Genomic DNA, 17,535 nt, shown 5'->3' with positions numbered 1-17,535 from the left:
TCATGACCTCCAGGCAAGCCGCCGAGCTTGGCGAATACAAGCGCCAACCGGGCACTGACGGGCAGCGACGCCGCAAACTATCGCCGCCGCTGCATTCTCTCCATACCTGAAATCACAGTCCCTTGGCGGCCTGTGCTACCGCGCGGAACAGGGCGCGCCCCTTGTTCATGGTCTCCTCCCACTCGGCGGCGGGGTCAGAGTCGTAGACGATGCCGGCGCCAGCCTGCACGTGCAGGCGGCCGTCCTGGATAATGGCGGTGCGGATCGCGATGGCGGTGTCGGCATCGCCCCACCAGCCGATCCAGCCGATCGCGCCGGCGTAGATGTTGCGCTTGTACGGCTCCAGCTCCTGGATGATCTCCAGCGCGCGGATCTTCGGCGCGCCACTGAGCGTGCCGGCGGGGAACGTGGCCTTGAGCACGTCCATGTAGCTGAGACCTGGGCGCGCGGTGCCCTGTACCTGCGAGACGATGTGCATCACGTGCGAGTAGCGCTCGATCGCGAACGACTCGCTTACCTCGACGCTGCCGACCTCGCTGATCCGACCGACATCATTGCGGCCGAGGTCGATCAGCATCACGTGCTCGGCGCGCTCCTTCGGATCGGCCAGCAGTTCGGCTTCCAGCGCCTGGTCCTCTGCTTCGGTCGTACCGCGCTTGCGCGTGCCGGCGAGCGGGCGTACCACCACCTTGCCGTCGCGGAGGCGCGCGAGCGTCTCCGGTGAAGATCCGACGATCTGCGTGTCGCCCAAGTCGACGAAGTACATGTAAGGCGACGGATTCATGGCGCGCAGTGCACGGTACACATCGACCGGCCGCGCATTGAAGCCGACACTGAGCCGCTGCGACGGCACCACCTGGAAGATATCGCCGGCGCGGATGTATTCCTTCGCGCGCTCGACCATCGCCTCGAATTCCTCGCGGGTGAACGAGGATTTGAAATCGGCCTCGTCCAGTGCGATCGACTGCGTGAGCTGCGGATACGAGGCACCACCCTGGCGCAGCCGGTAGACCAGCGCGTCGAGCCGGCGTTGTGCCTCGGCATAGGCTTGGGGCTGCGATGGATCGGCATGCACGATCAGGTACAGCCGACCCTTGAGGTTGTCGAATACCGCGACTTCCTCAGCCAGCATCAACAGCACGTCCGGCGTGCCGAGTTCATCGGCACGATTCCACTGCGCCAGCCGCGGCTCGATATAGCCAATCGTCTCGAAACCGAAGTAGCCGACCAGGCCACCGCTGAACGCTGGTAGCTGCGGCAAGCGCGGCACGTCGTACTGCAAACGCAGCTTTTCGATCTCGGCTAGCGGATCGTCAAGATGGCGGCGGTCGGTGACCTCGCCTGAGTCCTCCACTTCCAGCTCGTGGCCGCGCAAGCGGTATACGCGCTTGGCCGGCAGCCCAATGATCGAATAGCGCCCCCAGGTGGCGCCGCCCTCGACCGATTCGAACAGAAAGGTGTACGGGCCATCGGCCAGCTTCAGGTACACCGACAGCGGCGTGTCGAGGTCGGAAAACACCTCGCGCACCAGCGGGATGCGCGTGTGCCCCTGGGCAACCAGCGCGTCGAATTCGTCTCGGGAGATCACGTGGGGAAGTCCGCATGGCCAAACTGAGGAAGCAGCCATTGTAGGCGAAGCGCGCGCTCAGCCACTCAACCGCTGTCGCGGCATACCGTGCAATTGCAAGCTGAAGGCCACGCCTCTGCCATCGTCGAGGTTGCGGGCTGCCGCCACGCCTCCGTGACGCTCGGCCACCAGCCGTACCACGTACAGGCCCAGACCCAGGTGTGGTGCGTCGCCGGGCGTGGCTTTGTCGCGCAGGCTGACCAGCGAATCGAACAGCCGGCCCTGCATCTCTTCGGGCAACAGCGGTCCCTGGTTGGCGAGTTCGATCTCGGCACCGTCCACTGTGGTGCGCAGGGTCAGCCGCAACCAGCCACTTTCCGGCGTGAACGACAGCGCATTGTCGAGCAGCTTGTCCAGTGCCTGCGCGATCAGCTCCGGCGCGCAATGCAGATGCAGCGGCGCCTCGGGCAAGACACACTCGAGCCGGCGCTGGCCAATCAGCGGGCGATAGGCGTCGGCACAGCCGCTCACTACGTCACGCAGGTCGACGTCTTCCGGTTCCGCCGCCATGATCGAGCGCTCCATCCGGCTCGACTCGCTCATCGCACGCACCAGCGCGCCGAGCCGCGCGACGCCGTCACGGGCACGCGCGAGGTAGGGTTGCGCCTCGGCCGGCAGCGCCGCGTGCTCGAGGTTGTCCAGCGAGGACTTGACGATCGCCAACGGCGTGTTGAGTTCGTGCGAGAGTTTCGAGGCCAGCGTGCGCAGGTAGTCGGTGTAGCCGTCGACCACCTCGAACAGGCGCTCGAAGCTGCGCGCCAGATCACCGATCTCGTCCGATGCGTCGACCATCGGGAAGCGGCCATGCTTGAACAGGCCGTCCAGACGTCCATCATTGAGCTGCGCGCGCTCGGCCGCATTGCGCAGGCGCCCCAGCCGCAGGCTGAGGCGGGTGGCGAACGCCAGCAGAATGCCGCCAGCGACCAGCAGCACGCCGAAGCTGGTCAGCAGCAGCCCGAGCAGCGCCCGGTTGGCCAGCAACGGTACGGCACGGCTGGCCTGCTCCAGCAGCAGCACGCCATCCACCTGCCCTGCCCGCTCGATCGGCACGGCGGCGCTGAGCACCACGCTGCCACGCTCCTCACCACTGCGCCAGACGCTGACCGAAGTGCCTGCACGCGCCTCACGAACTTCGGCCGTATCCAGTCGTGGCACGTCTTGCGACCACAGGTTGGCATCCTCCAGCCGGGTCGCCAGCAGCGAGCGATAGATCATCGAGGCGAACCAGCCCGGCTGCCCGTCAGTGCCGGGCGCCGTGTTGAGCCGACCGCTGCGAGCCAGCAACCAGCCTTGCGGCGACAACACCCGCGCCTGCACCTGGTCAGGCGCAAACTGCGCCAGCTCGCCGGAAAGCGTGCTGGAGTAGCGCAGCAGCGGACGCGTATCCACCGCCATCGGATCGCCACCAACGTGGGCGTCGTACACGCCCACACCCAGCGTGAGCAACGGCAGCTTGCGCGGCAGGCGCAGCTCGACCCGGTAACCGCTGCCGTCCTCCTGCCATTGCGCGGTGATCAGATCGGGCAAGCCGTCAACGGCCGGATCAAGCGGTCGCGCCGTCAGCGCCCCCGGCGCCGCGCTGGCCAACAGGTAACGGCGCTGCCCGGCCGCGTTGCCCAATGCCAGGATCAGGTGATCGGCCGCCAGCGCATTCAAGTCATCAGCATCGGCGCGGGTACGCTGTGCATCCGGCACGTCCGCATACAGATACAGCCCGTCAGCATCCTCGGCCAGCAACAACCGGCCACGCTGGCCCAGCGACTGGCTCCACGGCGTCAAGGGCGCCCAGTCGTCGCCATAGCCATCCACAGTGATCGGATCTTGCGCCTGCTGCACATACCAGCCGTTGCCCTGCCCCGGTGCCACCGCACCGGTCACCACCAGGCTACGCGCCACTGCGCGCGCCGATGCCAGCAACGCCTGCGCCTGACCCTCGCGCAGCAACCTCTCCATCTGCTGCACGTACAGCCAACCCGCGATCGGCAACGCAAGCGTGCACAGGGCGACCAGCAGCAGCTTGCGACGCAGCGTCATCGTGCGGGTACCGGCATCATCAGCACGACGGCTCAGCCGCCATGTGCAGGCAATGCCGTCGGCGGGGCCACATAGCGTACATAGCGCGAGGCGACCACCACCTGCATGAAGTCATCGAGCAGCGCACGCCGCATGGGATCGCCATCGTCAAAGGTCATCGACCAGCTCATGCGGATACCGCTGTCCTTGCCCGGATCGCAGAACACCACTACATCATCGACATGATCACTGCCCTGATAGACCGTCGCCGCGCAAGGCATCGTTTTATGCTGCACGGCGAGGTCAGTAACCTTCGCGCGCGGATCGCTCTGCAGGAAATGCTTGCGGTCAGCCTGCACCTCCTCCGCCAAGGTGGGCAATTTGCGCGGCGACACGTTGAGCACCATCACCCGCTGCGGCTTGCCGGTCCATTCGCCCTGGTAGAGCACGGCATCGACGCCGATCGCACTCGCATAGGTGCAGCAATCACGCGTCCAGCCAGCCGGCGATGCAACGGTGATCGCCCACGCCGGCGCATCGCCGTCGCGCGCGCCGTGCGCCAGTAGGTTGTCTGGCGGCGTGGTCGCCTTTGCAAGCATCGCAGACACCGACAACCCCAGCATCAGCAGCACACGCCACATCACGGTTTCCACCGATAACCACCGCGATGAACTTCTTGCGGATGCGCTAGATCTGTTTTGCAGCATAGAGTCATGGACAGGGGCAACTCATAGTTGGAACTGGGTTTCCGATGGCTGCGGCATGCGCTTCGCCAGTGTCATCAGCAACGCGGCACGCAGTGCAGCAACGTCCCCAGCAGGTATCGTTGATATGCCCGGCAAGTCTTGCAGGCCACAGGCAGGCGTGGCAATCACCGAGACACCGGCTGCCACGGCAGCCAGCACCGCGCGCGGAGAGTGCTCCACATGCGCCGGCAGTACTACCGCATCGGCATGCATGAGCCAGTCGCTGGCATAGCCAGCGTACTCAACGTCAATTCCTTGCCAGAGTGTGAGGTCATCCGAGGGCGTGCCGAGCACTTGCAAGCGACAGTTCAGCCCACGCAAGGCCTCAGCTAGCTCGCAGGCACCTTTGCGCGCCATCGCGCTGGCCGGAAAAACCACCAGTGGAAGCCTAGTCGAGGTAACCGGCTTATGCGCCTTCACAGACGGCAGTATCCAGGGCAGCTGAAGCACGTCCAGTCCGAAACGTTCACGCCAGTGCGCGGCCACTTCACCATGCGCGGTAACTACTTGGCGCGCTCCACGCATGGCGTCGATTTCCGCCATGAGCAGGTCGGGTTCAGCGCGGAAGTCCGTCAATGTCGCTGCCTGTGCGGCACCAACCTTCGTGGAATGGTGTGCCAGATCGAGTCGGCGCTGGATCTCGTACATCGGCAAGGTAGTGGCCAGCACCTCGTAAGTGCGTCCGCCTAGCGCACCGTATTGATGCAGATATGGCAACAAACCCTGATCGATCACGAGATGGGTATGCTCGGGCCGCAACTTGCGTGCATACGCTGCCGCAAGCCAGCGTTGGCCATCGATGACACTGGCCTGCCGGCGACCTGCGTGCCGCGCCCAACGGCGCAACCACCAGCTGCGCCGCAGCCAAGTCCACCCGGCATGCTCGACGCACGCACCAGTGCTTGGCTTCAACGGAAACCAACCCACCTTGCCTGTCCTGCGCAGAGCTAACCAGCGTCGCAACCACAATGGCGGCAATGGCAACAGAAGATCGGCCGCTTGCCCATGGTCGAACAGATAAGCTGAAAGTTCGGGTGTCCAGGTATCCAGCAGCCACGCCGTCATCCCCTGCATCACTTGTTGCCTTGGCTGGTGCCGAAAGCACGAAGTCTCCTGACAGCTATTGCAGCCACGTGCAGTCGGCAGCGCTGATTTCCCAAGAGCCACTGCCCATGGAATCGACTGGAGCGTCGATGGTTCAACCGCCGCCTCTGCACGCAGAGTCAGCACCAGTTCGCTTGCATCCAGCTCCAGCTCAAGCCGCCATGCCTTGGGTGCCCGGATCTTGAGATCCACGTAATTCCAGAAGACGGTGGCATCAACCTGCTCAGCATGAGCACCGGCATCCTCGATACGCGCGCTATGTCCATGCCGTTCCACCAACTCGAAACCGGCTTGTATAGCGCAGATTGCCAATGCATTGGAAATTTGGCAGAGACCACCGGCAAGCGTTGGCACCACACAACCTTCGCGTATTTCGCGCCCACGGACAAAGCCCTGTCGTGCCGTCGGTCGCCCCAGCTGTTGCCAGAAACTCAGACATGCTCTGGCTGGCACTTCCACCGCATGGAAGGCCTTTGCGGCTATGCGTAGGTTATGCACCTTGCCCGCAACCAGCATGAACTCGTCAGGACGGCCATCATTCCACAGGGGTGTGCGCAGTTGCGCAAGAATCGGGGCATCAACCAACGCGTCTCCGGCTGCCCATCGACGCAATCGCCGATCAAATACGTTGCGCCAAGCCTGCAGAACGATCAACCGACGAGAACGCAACCAGAACCACATGGCATCCAGCCGGCTGGGTACATCCCGTACCTGCGTCGTCATTGTCAGCCACTCATCTGTAGACGGCATTATGGGGAAGCGCATACATCCGTCACGGTTTCCACCGATAGCCCACGCCATGCACCGTTTCGATCGCGTCGAACTCCGGCGCCACCGCGATGAACTTCTTGCGGATGCGCTTGATGTGCGAGGTGATGGTGGCGTCGTCCACCACCAGTTCCGCCTCCCGCATCAGCTGGTCGCGGTTCTTCACGTGGCCGGGGAAACGGATCAGCGTGTGCACCATCCAGAACTCGGTGACGGTGAGCGGTACTTCCTCGCCATTCCAGCTGATCCGCATGCGTTCGGATTCCATTTTCAGCGAACCATGTTCGATCACGGTCTCACTGGAAGCCGGCGCCTTCAACGACTCGATCCGGCGAAACAACGCGGCGATGCGCGCGGCCAGCTGATGCAGGCTGGTGTCCTTGCTGAGGTAGTCGTCGGCGCCCAAGCGCAGCCCGGAGATCACGTCGAAATCCGAGTCGCGCGCGGTGAGGAAGATCAGCGGCAGCGTGGACGACTTCGCACGCAGTTCGCGGCACAGGTCAAAGCCGCCCTCCGGCTCGTCGCCGAGGCCGATGTCGATGATCACCAGCTCCGGCAGTCGCATCGCGAATGCGCTGGACGCTTCCTGTCGCGAACCGTAACCACGTGCGTCGTAGCCAAAGCGGTTCAGCGCCTCGACGTAGTTGGCACGGATCAACGGTTCATCCTCGACGATGGCAATGCTGCGGCCCATGGCGCGCTCCCTTGGTAGTGCGCGCAGCGTGCTATGTGGAACGCGCGTGCGCAAGCTGTGCAGCATGACTGCCCGCGTTTTGCCACATACCAGCGGCAAGCCGGCCCGATTGTGCCGGCGCCAGCGCCGCGGCCGGATGTTTGATGTGTCCCATGCACCACGCATGGAGCTGAACGATGTCCAAGATCGAACCCACCGAACACGACCCGAACGCCGAACTGCGCAACTTCGAACCGCTGCGGGTGACCCTGGCGCTGGGCGCCCTGCTGCTCGGCCTGATCCTTGGCATGCATTGATTCGGAGTTGACGCCATGCACATGAACATCTTCAAACTTTCTGCCGTGGAAGGCATCGGTGCGTCCGGCGCGAAGGGAATCGCGCCGGACGCGGGGCACGAAGAGCCGGATCCCGATTGGCAACCCATCTAGTGCAACTGTATTCCGTCCGACATGGTGGTTACTTTCCCCTCCTTAACGAGGGGATTTTTTTGGAATCTGAACCGATCGCGCGGTCAATTCAGCACGTTCATGATTTGGCCGGAACCAAACCGGATCGCCCGGGTCAGAGTTACTGATTGGTACCGTTCCATTGCCGTGGAACGTGCCGGTACGGCCGCGACCCCCTCCCTCCGATGCGGTCGTATCGGCACACCGATCAATGGTGTTTCCTCTCACGTCATCCGACGACGTTTATCCCGGCGCCGCAGTTCTCGGCGCCGGGATTTTTATGCCCGACGTTCAGCCGATCACTTTGCGCATGGCGGCGGCAACTCTCAAGCGATCGCCTTGCGCATGGCGGCGATCTCGGCACGGTAATCCTTGGCGTGGAAGATCGCTGAACCGGCGACGAAGGTGTCGGCACCGGCGGCGGCAATCGCGCCGATGTTGTCGGCGGTGACGCCACCGTCCACTTCCAGCCGGATCGTGCGGCCGCTGGCCTCGATCCGCCGGCGTGCCTGGCGCAGTTTTTCCAGCGTGCCGGGGATGAACTTCTGCCCACCAAAGCCGGGGTTGACCGACATGATCAGGATCAGGTCGAGCTTGTCCATCACGTAATCGAGGTAATCCAGCGGCGTAGCCGGGTTGAACACCAGTCCAGCCTCGCAGCCCGATTCCTTGATCAAGCTGAGCGTGCGATCGATATGCTCGCTCGCTTCCGGATGGAAGCTGATCAGGCTGGCGCCGGCCTTGGCGAAGTCCGGCACGATGCGGTCGACCGGCTTGACCATCAGGTGCACGTCGATCGGCGCGGTGATGCCATAACCGCGCAGCGATTGCAGCACCATCGGCCCGATCGTGAGATTCGGCACGTAATGGTTGTCCATCACGTCGAAATGCACCCAGTCGGCACCGGCAGCGAGCGCCGCAGCGGTGTCTTCGCCGAGTCGCGCGAAATCAGCGGCGAGAATGGACGGGGCGATGATCGGAGTCTGTTTGCTCATGATTTTTCTCGGTGCGGAAGCGTGCCGGGTGAGACCCGATCAAGATTACTTGAAACCCCGTTGTTCCTTGATGCGGTCATAGGCGGCATTGATTTCGCTGGCGCGCGATTCGGCGCGCTTGCGCATGTCTTCAGGCAGATCACCCAGGCGATCGGGATGATGTTCGGAAATCAGCTTGCGATAGGCACGCTTCACCGCACGATCGTCGGCGCTGCGCTCGATGCCGAGCACAGCATACGGATCCGGCCCAAGCGTAGTGCGCTGTGGCGGTACATAGCCACCACCGGCCGAACCATGTCCCTGTCCGTAGCCATAACCGCGCTGACCACCGCCGTTCCACGCATAACCCTTCATCGCCATCAGCGCCATCAGCTCCATCTCGCTGACCCGCAGTGCGAAGGCGAGCTGGCGCAGGATCGCCATCTTTTCCGGCGCCGGGTTGCCCTCGGCCAGCACCGTATCGATCACCACGTCGAGCACCGGGAACGCGTGGTCACGGCGCATGCCGACCCAATTGCGCAACGCCGTGATGGTCTGGGTGACGTCGAATTCGGGCTGTTTGCCGACATTGAAGCTGACCACCGCCTGCTTGCGCAGCTCGGCATCCAGATTCATCCGGGTCATCATCCGCTCGGCAATCGCGATCTCCTGCTCCGATACGCGGCCGTCGGATTTCGCCACCGCGCCAAGCAGGGTGAACAGCGGTCCGACAAAGCCACCGGCTTCCGGTGTGGCGTTCTTGCGCTGGCTGTGCCGCAGGTTGTCGAAGATGAAGCCAACCACGGCCCCGGTGATCGCACCGGGCAGGTGGCCGATGATCAGGCCGAAAAACGCGAACCACAGCGTGTAGGAAAAACTCATGGATGTGCCTGCGGCGACTGCGCGCTGTACCAGCGGGCCAGCGCGTCGAGATCGGCATCGCTGACCGGGCCGATTGCCGCACGCATCAGCGGCACGTCGCGGCTGCCATCCCGATAGTGCCTGAGCGCGCTGCGCAGATAGTCCAGCTGCTGACCGGCCAGGTTCGGCACGCCGGGCATGCTGGCGTGACCGGTTTCACCATGGCAGGCCGCGCACAGGCCCAGCCGGCTTGGCTGGGCCGCGGCCGGGCTCTGGGCAAGGGCTGGAATGGCGGCGGCCAGGCACAGCACCGCAGTCAGGAGCCTGCTCATGGTTTGCCGGTGGTTCGCGTTGAGTTGCTGTGGCCGCCAGGCGGTAGTGCGTGGCGCAGCGCCTGACTGGCCGTCAGGTCAAGCCGCGCGCTACCGCCTGGCGGCCACAGCGGCTCAACCCTTCGGGCCGTGGCGCGGGCCACTGGCAGATCATGAGCAGGCTCTGGGATTCGCATCGGCAACACATGGGGGGGTAAAGGCCAGCAATTCTAGCAGTGCCCGATGATCCGGCCTGCCGGGTGCGACTTTCCGGCCTATCGTCCACAGCAGCTAGAATGGGCGCTCTCCTCCCCCTCCGTGGAACCCCCGTCGTGCCCACCACCCTGCCGCAATCGAATCTGCCCGGCTTGGAACTGCTCCATCGCGGCAAGGTGCGCGATGTCTACGCGTTGTCCGACGATCGGCTGCTGATGGTCGCCACCGACCGGCTGTCGGCGTTCGACGTGGTGCTGCCCAACCCGATCCCGGGCAAGGGCGAGATGCTCACGCAGATCTCCAATTTCTGGTTCGGCAAGACCGCGCACCTGCTGCCGAACCATCTGCTCGACGTGCCGCTGGCCGAGGTATTGCCGCCCGGCACCGACCTGGCTCTGTACGAAAAGCGCGCGGTGGTGACGCGGCGGCTGAAGCCGGTCCCAGTGGAAGCGATCGCCCGCGGTTACCTGATCGGCTCGGGCTGGAAGGATTACCGCACCACTGGCTCGCTGTGCGGCATCGCATTGCCCGCCGGCCTGCAGCAGGCGCAGCAGTTGCCCGCACCGATCTTCACCCCGTCGACCAAGGCCGCCGTCGGCGACCACGACGAGAACGTCAGCTACGACGTGGTGGTTGATACGGTCGGCGCCGAACTGGCCGGCAAGGTGCGCGACGCCACGCTGGCGATCTACCAGTGGGCGGCGGCCTATGCGGCCGAACGCGGCATCATCATCGCTGACACCAAGTTCGAATTCGGCACCGACGCCAGCGGCAAGCTGTACGTGATGGACGAGATGCTGACGCCGGATTCCTCGCGCTTCTGGCCCGCCGACGAATACCGCGTCGGCATCAGCCCACCCAGCTACGACAAGCAGTTCGTGCGTGATTATCTGGAGACACAGGACTGGAACAAGACCGCGCCAGGCCCGGTGATTCCGGACAACGTCATCGCGGCTACCGCCGCGAAGTACGCCGAGGCGTTGCAGCGACTGGCTGGCATCAAGCTCGACTAGATCCAACTCAACCCGGAGTGGCCCCATGCGCACCATGCAGGACTGGCTCGACAGCTACAGCAGCGACCACCAGAACCCGACCAACCGGTTGTTCCACTGGCTGTGCGTGCCGCCGATCGTGTGGTCGGTGATCGCGCTGCTGTGGGCGATGCCGGTGCCAACGGCGTTCCTGCGTCCCGGCGCTTGGGCGGTAGCGGTGATGGTGCTGGCATTCTACTGGTACTGGAAGCATTCGCACCGGTTGGCGATCGCGCTGCTGATCGCATTTGCCCTGCTGGGCCTGCTCACGCACGTGCTGTTCGATCGACTCGGCGCCGTGTCGCTGTGCTACCTGGCGATCGGCGTCTTCGTCGTCGCCTGGATCGGCCAGTTCATCGGCCACAAGTTCGAGGGACGCCGGCCAAGCTTCCTCACCGACCTGTCGTATCTGCTGATTGGCCCCGCCTGGCTGATGGCCAAACTGCTTCGCCGGCTGGGATTCAAACAGACCACATGACGACCCTGCTTACCTTGATCAGCAGCCTGCTCTGGTGGGTGCTGTACAGCAGTATCGGCGCGCTGTTCTTCGCCCTGATCGGCTGGTCGGTGCTGCGCTGGACCGAACGTTGCGCGGTGGTGTTCAACCGCATCTACCTGGCCTGCCTGCTGTGGACGATGATCGGCCTCCTGCTGATCACCGGCGTAGCCGCGTACGAGGGCCACCTGCACCCACCCTATGCAGCGCTGCTCAATTCCGGCCTGCTGCGCTGTGCGCTGGTGTTGGACATGCTGATCGGCACGGCATTGGTGTGGCGGCTCACCCCGCGCATCGATGCGCACCGCATCCGTCCCGGCAGCGCCTGCATGGCGGTAGCCGCAATCATGGCGATCAGCTTCGGCATCGCCACCAGCCTGGCATGAGCCGCCAGGCTGCACTTGAATCAGCGAAAATCATCAGTTGCGCTCAATGCGTGCCGAGTATCGCGGTGCCAAATATGACTGCCAGGATCGCGGCGGCGATCACGAACAGCACAAAACCGATCACCATGTAGACCAGCTGCACCAGGCAGGCCTTGCCGTAACCGATCCGGCTGCCGTTCTCCGACAGCAACAGATAGTTCACCACCGCGGCGCCGACCAGAAACTCCACAGCCACGCCCAGCCAGCTCGCCCCGCCGTGCATGAGCATACCCAGCACGATCGATGCCACCATCACGGCAACTGCGGTCAGCAGCACGACGCCCAACGAACGCAGATAGGCCGGCATGTAACCGATGATCAGCCGGAACGCCACGCATAAAGCCAGTCCGGCAATCAGGATGCCGACAACGAACGCCACCAGCATGGCAACCAAACCCATGCCCGCCAGCGCGACCAACGAAGAAGTCCCCATGACACTCCCCCCGAGTGAACGGAAGCCTGTTGAACAGAAACCATCGGCTGGCATCCCCATGCCACCCCTTCCCCTTCCGACGGTGGCGCCAGCCTAACTGATTCCATACGCCTTCGGCAGGTGCACTGTCTCCCCGCGCGAGACCGGCGCAAGCTATAACTCTCCGCTTGCTTACGAGATGCTCCATGAGCCTGCGCAGCCTGTTTGTCGACTTCAATAGTTACTTTGCCTCGGTCGAACAGCACGAAGATCCGGCGCTGCGCGGCCGGCCGGTCGGCGTGGCGCCGGTGGCCGCCGAGACCACCAGCCTGATCGCCGCCAGCTACGAGGCGAAGGCGTTCGGAGTGAGTACCGGCACGATGGTGCGTGAGGCGCGACGGCTGTGCCCTGGTATCCAGATTCGCGTGGCACGCCCGGAGCGCTACGTGTACTGGCATCACCGCCTGATCGAGGCGATCGACCACGCGATTCCGATTGCCCGCGTCGGCTCGATCGACGAGGTGGCCTGCGAACTGGTCGGTCGCCAGCGCCGGCGCGACATCGCCGAAGAGATCGCGCAACAGGTGAAGCATGAAATCGCATTGGCCGCTCCCGGCGGTGCGATCCGCTGCTCAATCGGCATCGCGCCGAACGATTTCCTCGCCAAGACCGCCTCGGACATGCGCAAGCCCGACGGCCTCAGCGTGATCGAGCAGGCCGACCTGCCGCAGGCTTTGCATGGACTGAAGTTGCGCGACCTGTGTGGTATCGGCCACTCGATGGAGGCACGCCTGCACGAAGCCGGCATCACCACCGTGGCGCAGCTCACCGCCGCCGACAAGCACCGGCTGCGGCATGCCTGGGGCGGCATCGAAGGCGAGCGCATGTGGGGGCTGCTGCGTGGTGCCTGGCTACCGACCGCACCCACCGAACGCGGCTCGATCGGCCACTCGCATGTGCTGGGACCGGAACTGCGCACGGCCATCGGCGCCCGCGCGGTACTGAAGAAACTGCTGGTGAAGGCGGCGATGCGCATGCGCCGCGAGGAAATGCTCAGCGGCGCGCTGGCCGTGCGCATCCGCTTCATCGGCCACGACCAACGCTGGGAACGCGACCTCGCCTTCGACCCCACCGACGACAGCCGCGAACTGCTGCGCCTGTTGAACGGCATGCTCGACAGCGGCAACCAGCGCCGGCTGTTGCCCGGGCCGGTGAATGCCACACCGCTATCGGTCAGCGTGACCCTCATGCGGCTGGTGCCGCGAACGCAGAGCAGCGGCTCGCTGTTCGCACCCGCGGAAGACACCGGCCGCATCGATGCGCTGGTCGACCGCATCAACGCGAAGTTTGGCTACAACAAGCTCTACTTCGGCAGCATGCAGCTGGCGCTGGAGCACGATGCTGCACCGATGCGCATCCCGTTCAACCGCATCCCCGACACCGGGAGCGAGAACGAGGCCACGCATGAAAGCGATGCAAGCCACGATGCACTGTGGCTGCAATCACTGAATCGCTTCAAGGTGCTCGCCGAGGGCGAGCATCGCAAGCGTGATCGCGACAAGCGCGGTCAGTAACCCACGGCGTTGTTCGCCGCACGCACTGCCTCGACAAAACCACCGAACGGAATGTCGGTAATACCCACCAGCCCGATATGGCTGTTCTCGCCATCGAGCAGACGGCCAGTCACCGGCTGGTCGGTGTACTCGAACCAGTGCGCACCGACGATATCCGGGTCGGCTGCCGCCGCTGCGATGAATTTTGCATACGCCTCGCCGCGCTGCGGCTCGTTCCACACCGACACGACGCCCTTGCCGAACGGGCCGCGATCGTCGGAGCCGAAGTGGAATTCGCTGATCAGCACCGGCTTGTCCAGTTGGTGCATCGCAGCCGCGTCGAAACCGTGCTGTGGCAGGTCGGCGTAGACGTTGAAACTGACCACGTCGCAGTACTGCGCGCAGGCAGCGACGGCCTCCGGCGTGTTCACCGCAAAGCGGCCACCAAGGAACAGGTGGTGCGAATCATGCCGATGGATTGCCGCGGCAACCACGCGGAAATAGGTATCGGCATATTCGCGCAGCCACGCACTGTAATCTTCGGCGATCGCCGGATGCGCCTCGTCCGGATTCGGCGGAACAAAGCCTGACGCCTGCAGCATGTCCCAGGATCCCAGCGGCAGATTCCATGCATTGCCCAGCTTGATCGGATCAGCGTATTTCTTCTTCAGCATGGCGATGAAGGCCTGCTTGGCTGGGCTGTTTGCATCACCACGCAAGGTGCCGATCGCCAGTCCCCAGCGACCCTGCGGCCCCTGTCCCGCCCAGGCCAACTCGTTGTCGGCGAAATAACCGAGCAGATACGGGTCGTCGACCACGTTCGCCGTTTCCTTTGCCACCGCCTGCTCGGTGGCCTGCACGAAGCGCGGATCGAACGGATCGGGCATGCGACCCCAGTAGTCGTAGCCGCTGGCGACGTTTGCATAATTGCCCGCGATATTGATCGAGCGCGTGTACGGCAAGCGGTGCGCACTGCCCAGCGCCTCGTCGCTCCAGTTGCCAACGGTGTTGAAGCCCCACGCCTGCAGGCGATCCAGCGTGCGTGCGCGCCATGCACTCAGCCAGTCCTGGCCGTCGACGCGATACAGGTTCGCCGCATAGAAGTCGAACCAGCGGCCATGGTTGTAACCGATGCCCGCGCTGGCGCCCTGATCCACCCGGCGGTTGTCGCCGCCGCCGTAGAATGGCGCCAACTCGCCGCTATCCGGCGGCAGATCCCTGAACATGAATTCGCGGCCCTGCACATAGGTGCGACCACCATCGGCGACCACCGCGTTCACGCCCAGCGAGAAGAACGCATGACCGTCTGGCGTCACCAGCCTCCAGCGATCGCTCAGCTTCTGCGCGTGGAACCAGCCGCTCTGTTGCAGGCCATGGACGTCCAGACGTCCGCCGTAGCGATCCATGTCCTTCGACACTGCGCCAGCCTGGGCGGCGCCAGTTTTTGACTGTGCAGCACTCAGCGCAGCATCCGAGTCAACCTTCTCCGGCCAGCGTCCGCGCGTGTACTGCCCGTAGCGATCAACAATGCCGACATAGGCAGCGTGCAGGGCCGCATCGCCGGCAACCGTCTGGACGCGACCCAGCAGTACAGTCTGCGCCGCCTGCGGCGTCGGCATACCAATATGCACGGCATGAACCTGGTGCAGATCCAGCGCGCCTTCCACCGTAGTTGCCAGCAGGACGTTGCGACCGGCCTCATCGAACGGCATCGGTGGGCCAACCTGCATGCCGAACGCGCGCGGCGACACGGCATGCAGCGGAATCACTAGCGTCTGCGCTGGCCCGGGCAGTACGCCGACCGTCGCATGCAGATGCTGGCCCTCGCCGGTGCCGTCGATATCCACGTTCAACGTGACCGCCCACGGCATCGCGTTCTGCACGCGCAGATCAAGTTCGCCCTGTTTCGACCAGTCCCATGCACCATGCGCAGGACTCAGCACGATTTGCGGATGTGCTGCAGGCTGGAAGGCATAACGCTGTTGCGCCACACCGTCAGCGGCGTGCTCGACGGCATTCGCGCGCTGCACCTGATCGAGCGCTACCTGCGCGATGGCATCGGGACTGGCGAGATCCGCGACAGCGGGGATGCTCGCCGCATGGCAGGCGCTTAGGCTACCCAGGCACAGCCAGATCGATACTCGACGATTCATGCGTAAGAGGCCTCGCGGTGAGATGCCTGGGCATTATGCGGCGGCGGTGTGAAGTTCAACGTGCAAAGGTCGACGCCGATGCCGGATGGGCTGAAGACCAAGTGCGATTACCAGCTTCGCTGTTGTGAAGCTACTCCGGCCTATGCCGGAATGACGAAAGGGAAAGAGAGTGGCGCGGTCGAAAGAGCGCGCTGCGGCTGGAGAGCAGCGCCGTCGGGAAACTACCTGCCCGTTACGCCGCGTGCCGGTGTGACCACCACCGCCAGCCGTAATACACCGGCACGCCCAGCGCGATGATCAGCAGGCTCATGCCGGCATCGCCCGGCTCGTGGATGGCGCTGGCCACGATCACGCCGAACACGGTGATCACGAAGATCAGCGGCAGCAGCGGATAGAACGGCACCCGGTACGGCGCCGGCTGGTCGATGAAATGCTTGCGGTACCAGAACAGCGTGCCGATGCCGAACATGTGGCCCAGCCACTCACCCACCGTGGTGTAGTTGAGCAGCTGATTGAAACTGCCCGATACAGTCAGCACGATCGCCCATGCCCCGAGTACAGCCAGCGCGATCTGCGGCGCACGCGTGCGCGGATCGACGCGCCCGGTCGCGCGAAAGAACACGCCGTCTGCACCCATCGTCTGCAGCACACGTGCGCCACCGGCGATCGCAATACTGCAGTAGCCAAAGGTGGAGCAGGCAATGCCGACCTCGATCACGGTGGCGCCATGCACACCGAACAGCTTCTGCATCAGGTCCGCCGCTGGCGCCAGACTGGTTGCGAGGCCAGCATGGCCGAGCCCGGCCAAATACGCGAAGTTGACCAGTACGTAGCAGAGGACCACGCCGGCCATGCCCATGCCCAGCGCGCGTGGCAGGGTACGCTGTGGGTTGCGCACTTCGCCGGCCAGATCGTTGAGGTAATGAAAACCGCCGTACGCGAACAGCACCGGCAGCAAGGCGCCGGCAAAAGCCCACGACGACACCGGCTGGGTGGTATCCGGCACCAGCACCAGTGCCAGCTGGCCATGCGCCAGCACCAAGCCGGCCACCACCAGCAAGGCGATCGCCATCACCTTCAACACCGTGAAGATGTTCTGCATCCATGCGCCGGCGCGGATACCGAACAGGTTGATGCTGACGATGAACACGATCGCGCCGACCGCGACCGGCATTTCGTAGAGTCGGCTCAGGCCCAGCGCCCGGCAGAAATAGACGGCGAACTTGGTCACCACCGCGGCCACGCTGCCGGGATAGTTGATCAGCGCCATGGTCCAGCCGAACAGGAACGCCGGCAGCATGCCAAACGCCTCGCGCAGGTACACATAGATGCCGCCCGCCTGCGGTCGCCGTGCGCCAAGCTCGGCATAACACAGCACACCAGCCAGCGTCAGCAGGCCGCCGATCGTCCAAAGGATCAGTACCTGCATGCCGGATGAGGTGTTCTGCGCCACCGTGGCCGGCGTGATGAAGATGCCTGCACCGATCACGCCGCCGATGACGATCATCGCGGCGTCCCAGGTGTTCAGGCGACGGACATAAGCATTGGCGGGTTCGGTCAGCATGGGCGCTACCATGCCATTGTGCGCACCGTTTCGGCCAGTCCCGCGTGGCATACGAAGCTTTTCAGGCGGCGGCGGTAGCTCCAAGTGCAAATTGACAAGCGCCCTGCGTCCCGAAACACTGGTATTGGCAGCGCGATACAC

Annotated in this window: 15 protein-coding genes; 4 read left to right on the top strand and 11 right to left on the bottom strand. The window is 64.2% G+C overall.

Going from position 1 to position 17,535, the window contains the following annotated elements:
* Positions 1-112 precede the first annotated feature (112 nt).
* The 8 genes from trpE to GSQ75_RS17340 all read right to left on the bottom strand — a co-directional run bounded on the left by trpE (position 113) and on the right by GSQ75_RS17340 (position 9,565).
* Positions 113-1,588, bottom strand: coding sequence for an anthranilate synthase component I (gene trpE / locus GSQ75_RS17375; protein WP_158756133.1), 1,476 nt, complete (start codon positions 1,586-1,588; stop codon positions 113-115).
* 57 nt (positions 1,589-1,645) lie between these two features.
* Positions 1,646-3,661: an ATP-binding protein gene (locus GSQ75_RS17370; RefSeq protein ID WP_158756132.1), complete on the bottom strand. Its 2,016-nt coding sequence runs from the start codon at positions 3,659-3,661 to the stop codon at positions 1,646-1,648.
* A 32-nt stretch (positions 3,662-3,693) separates the two neighbouring features.
* Complete coding sequence (locus GSQ75_RS17365) at positions 3,694-4,263, bottom strand: hypothetical protein (protein ID WP_158756180.1); 570 nt, start codon at positions 4,261-4,263, stop codon at positions 3,694-3,696.
* A 105-nt stretch (positions 4,264-4,368) separates the two neighbouring features.
* Positions 4,369-6,213 (bottom strand): VanW family protein, encoded by a 1,845-nt coding sequence (locus tag GSQ75_RS17360; protein ID WP_158756131.1) that lies wholly within the window; start codon positions 6,211-6,213, stop codon positions 4,369-4,371.
* Positions 6,214-6,262: 49 nt separating this feature from the next.
* Positions 6,263-6,952, bottom strand: a complete 690-nt coding sequence (gene pdsR, locus GSQ75_RS17355; RefSeq protein WP_158756130.1) for a proteobacterial dedicated sortase system response regulator — start codon at positions 6,950-6,952, stop codon at positions 6,263-6,265.
* Between the two features lie 772 nt (positions 6,953-7,724).
* The gene (gene rpe, locus GSQ75_RS17350) at positions 7,725-8,393 is read right to left on the bottom strand and encodes a ribulose-phosphate 3-epimerase (RefSeq protein WP_158756129.1); all 669 of its coding nucleotides are present in this window, start codon (positions 8,391-8,393) and stop codon (positions 7,725-7,727) included.
* Positions 8,394-8,438: 45 nt separating this feature from the next.
* Positions 8,439-9,254, bottom strand: a complete 816-nt coding sequence (gene djlA / locus GSQ75_RS17345; RefSeq protein ID WP_158756128.1) for a co-chaperone DjlA — start codon at positions 9,252-9,254, stop codon at positions 8,439-8,441.
* Positions 9,251-9,565: a c-type cytochrome gene (locus tag GSQ75_RS17340; RefSeq protein ID WP_158756127.1), complete on the bottom strand. Its 315-nt coding sequence runs from the start codon at positions 9,563-9,565 to the stop codon at positions 9,251-9,253. Before GSQ75_RS17340 ends, djlA begins: the two co-directional genes overlap by 4 nt.
* A 311-nt stretch (positions 9,566-9,876) precedes the next feature.
* Between GSQ75_RS17340 and GSQ75_RS17335 the strand changes: the two genes are divergently transcribed.
* Genes GSQ75_RS17335 through GSQ75_RS17325 form a run of 3 tightly spaced genes read left to right on the top strand, consistent with a single transcriptional unit; the run spans position 9,877 to position 11,673 of the window.
* Entirely contained in the window at positions 9,877-10,773 is an 897-nt protein-coding gene (locus GSQ75_RS17335; protein WP_158756126.1) for a phosphoribosylaminoimidazolesuccinocarboxamide synthase, read from the top strand.
* Positions 10,774-10,798: 25 nt separating this feature from the next.
* A complete protein-coding gene (locus GSQ75_RS17330) occupies positions 10,799-11,269 on the top strand; it encodes an Mpo1-like protein (protein WP_158756125.1) in 471 nt (156 codons plus the stop codon).
* Complete coding sequence (locus GSQ75_RS17325) at positions 11,266-11,673, top strand: hypothetical protein (RefSeq protein WP_158756124.1); 408 nt, start codon at positions 11,266-11,268, stop codon at positions 11,671-11,673. The genes GSQ75_RS17330 and GSQ75_RS17325 overlap by 4 nt, the downstream gene beginning before the upstream one ends.
* A 43-nt stretch (positions 11,674-11,716) precedes the next feature.
* On the opposite strand, the gene GSQ75_RS17320 is transcribed toward GSQ75_RS17325, so the two are convergent.
* Entirely contained in the window at positions 11,717-12,145 is a 429-nt protein-coding gene (locus GSQ75_RS17320; RefSeq protein WP_158756123.1) for a hypothetical protein, read from the bottom strand.
* Positions 12,146-12,330: 185 nt separating this feature from the next.
* On the opposite strand from GSQ75_RS17320, the gene GSQ75_RS17315 reads away from it, so the two are divergent.
* On the top strand, positions 12,331-13,698 hold the full coding sequence (locus GSQ75_RS17315) for a DNA polymerase (RefSeq protein ID WP_158756122.1): 1,368 nt from the start codon (positions 12,331-12,333) through the stop codon (positions 13,696-13,698).
* On the opposite strand, the gene GSQ75_RS17310 is transcribed toward GSQ75_RS17315, so the two are convergent.
* Both GSQ75_RS17310 and GSQ75_RS17305 read right to left on the bottom strand, forming a co-directional pair.
* Entirely contained in the window at positions 13,692-15,830 is a 2,139-nt protein-coding gene (locus GSQ75_RS17310; RefSeq protein ID WP_158756121.1) for a beta-agarase, read from the bottom strand. The genes GSQ75_RS17315 and GSQ75_RS17310 overlap by 7 nt on opposite strands.
* 232 nt (positions 15,831-16,062) lie before the next feature.
* Positions 16,063-17,394 carry an amino acid permease gene (locus GSQ75_RS17305; RefSeq protein ID WP_158756120.1) on the bottom strand — a complete coding sequence of 444 codons (1,332 nt, stop codon included), beginning with the start codon at positions 17,392-17,394 and terminating at the stop codon, positions 16,063-16,065.
* Positions 17,395-17,535: the final 141 nt, after the last annotated feature.

The organism is Dyella sp. S184, from assembly GCF_009766065.1.
GTDB lineage: Bacteria > Pseudomonadota > Gammaproteobacteria > Xanthomonadales > Rhodanobacteraceae > Rhodanobacter.
Note: the sequence above shows the minus strand (reverse complement) of the source record. Positions and strands in the feature narration are given on the sequence as shown.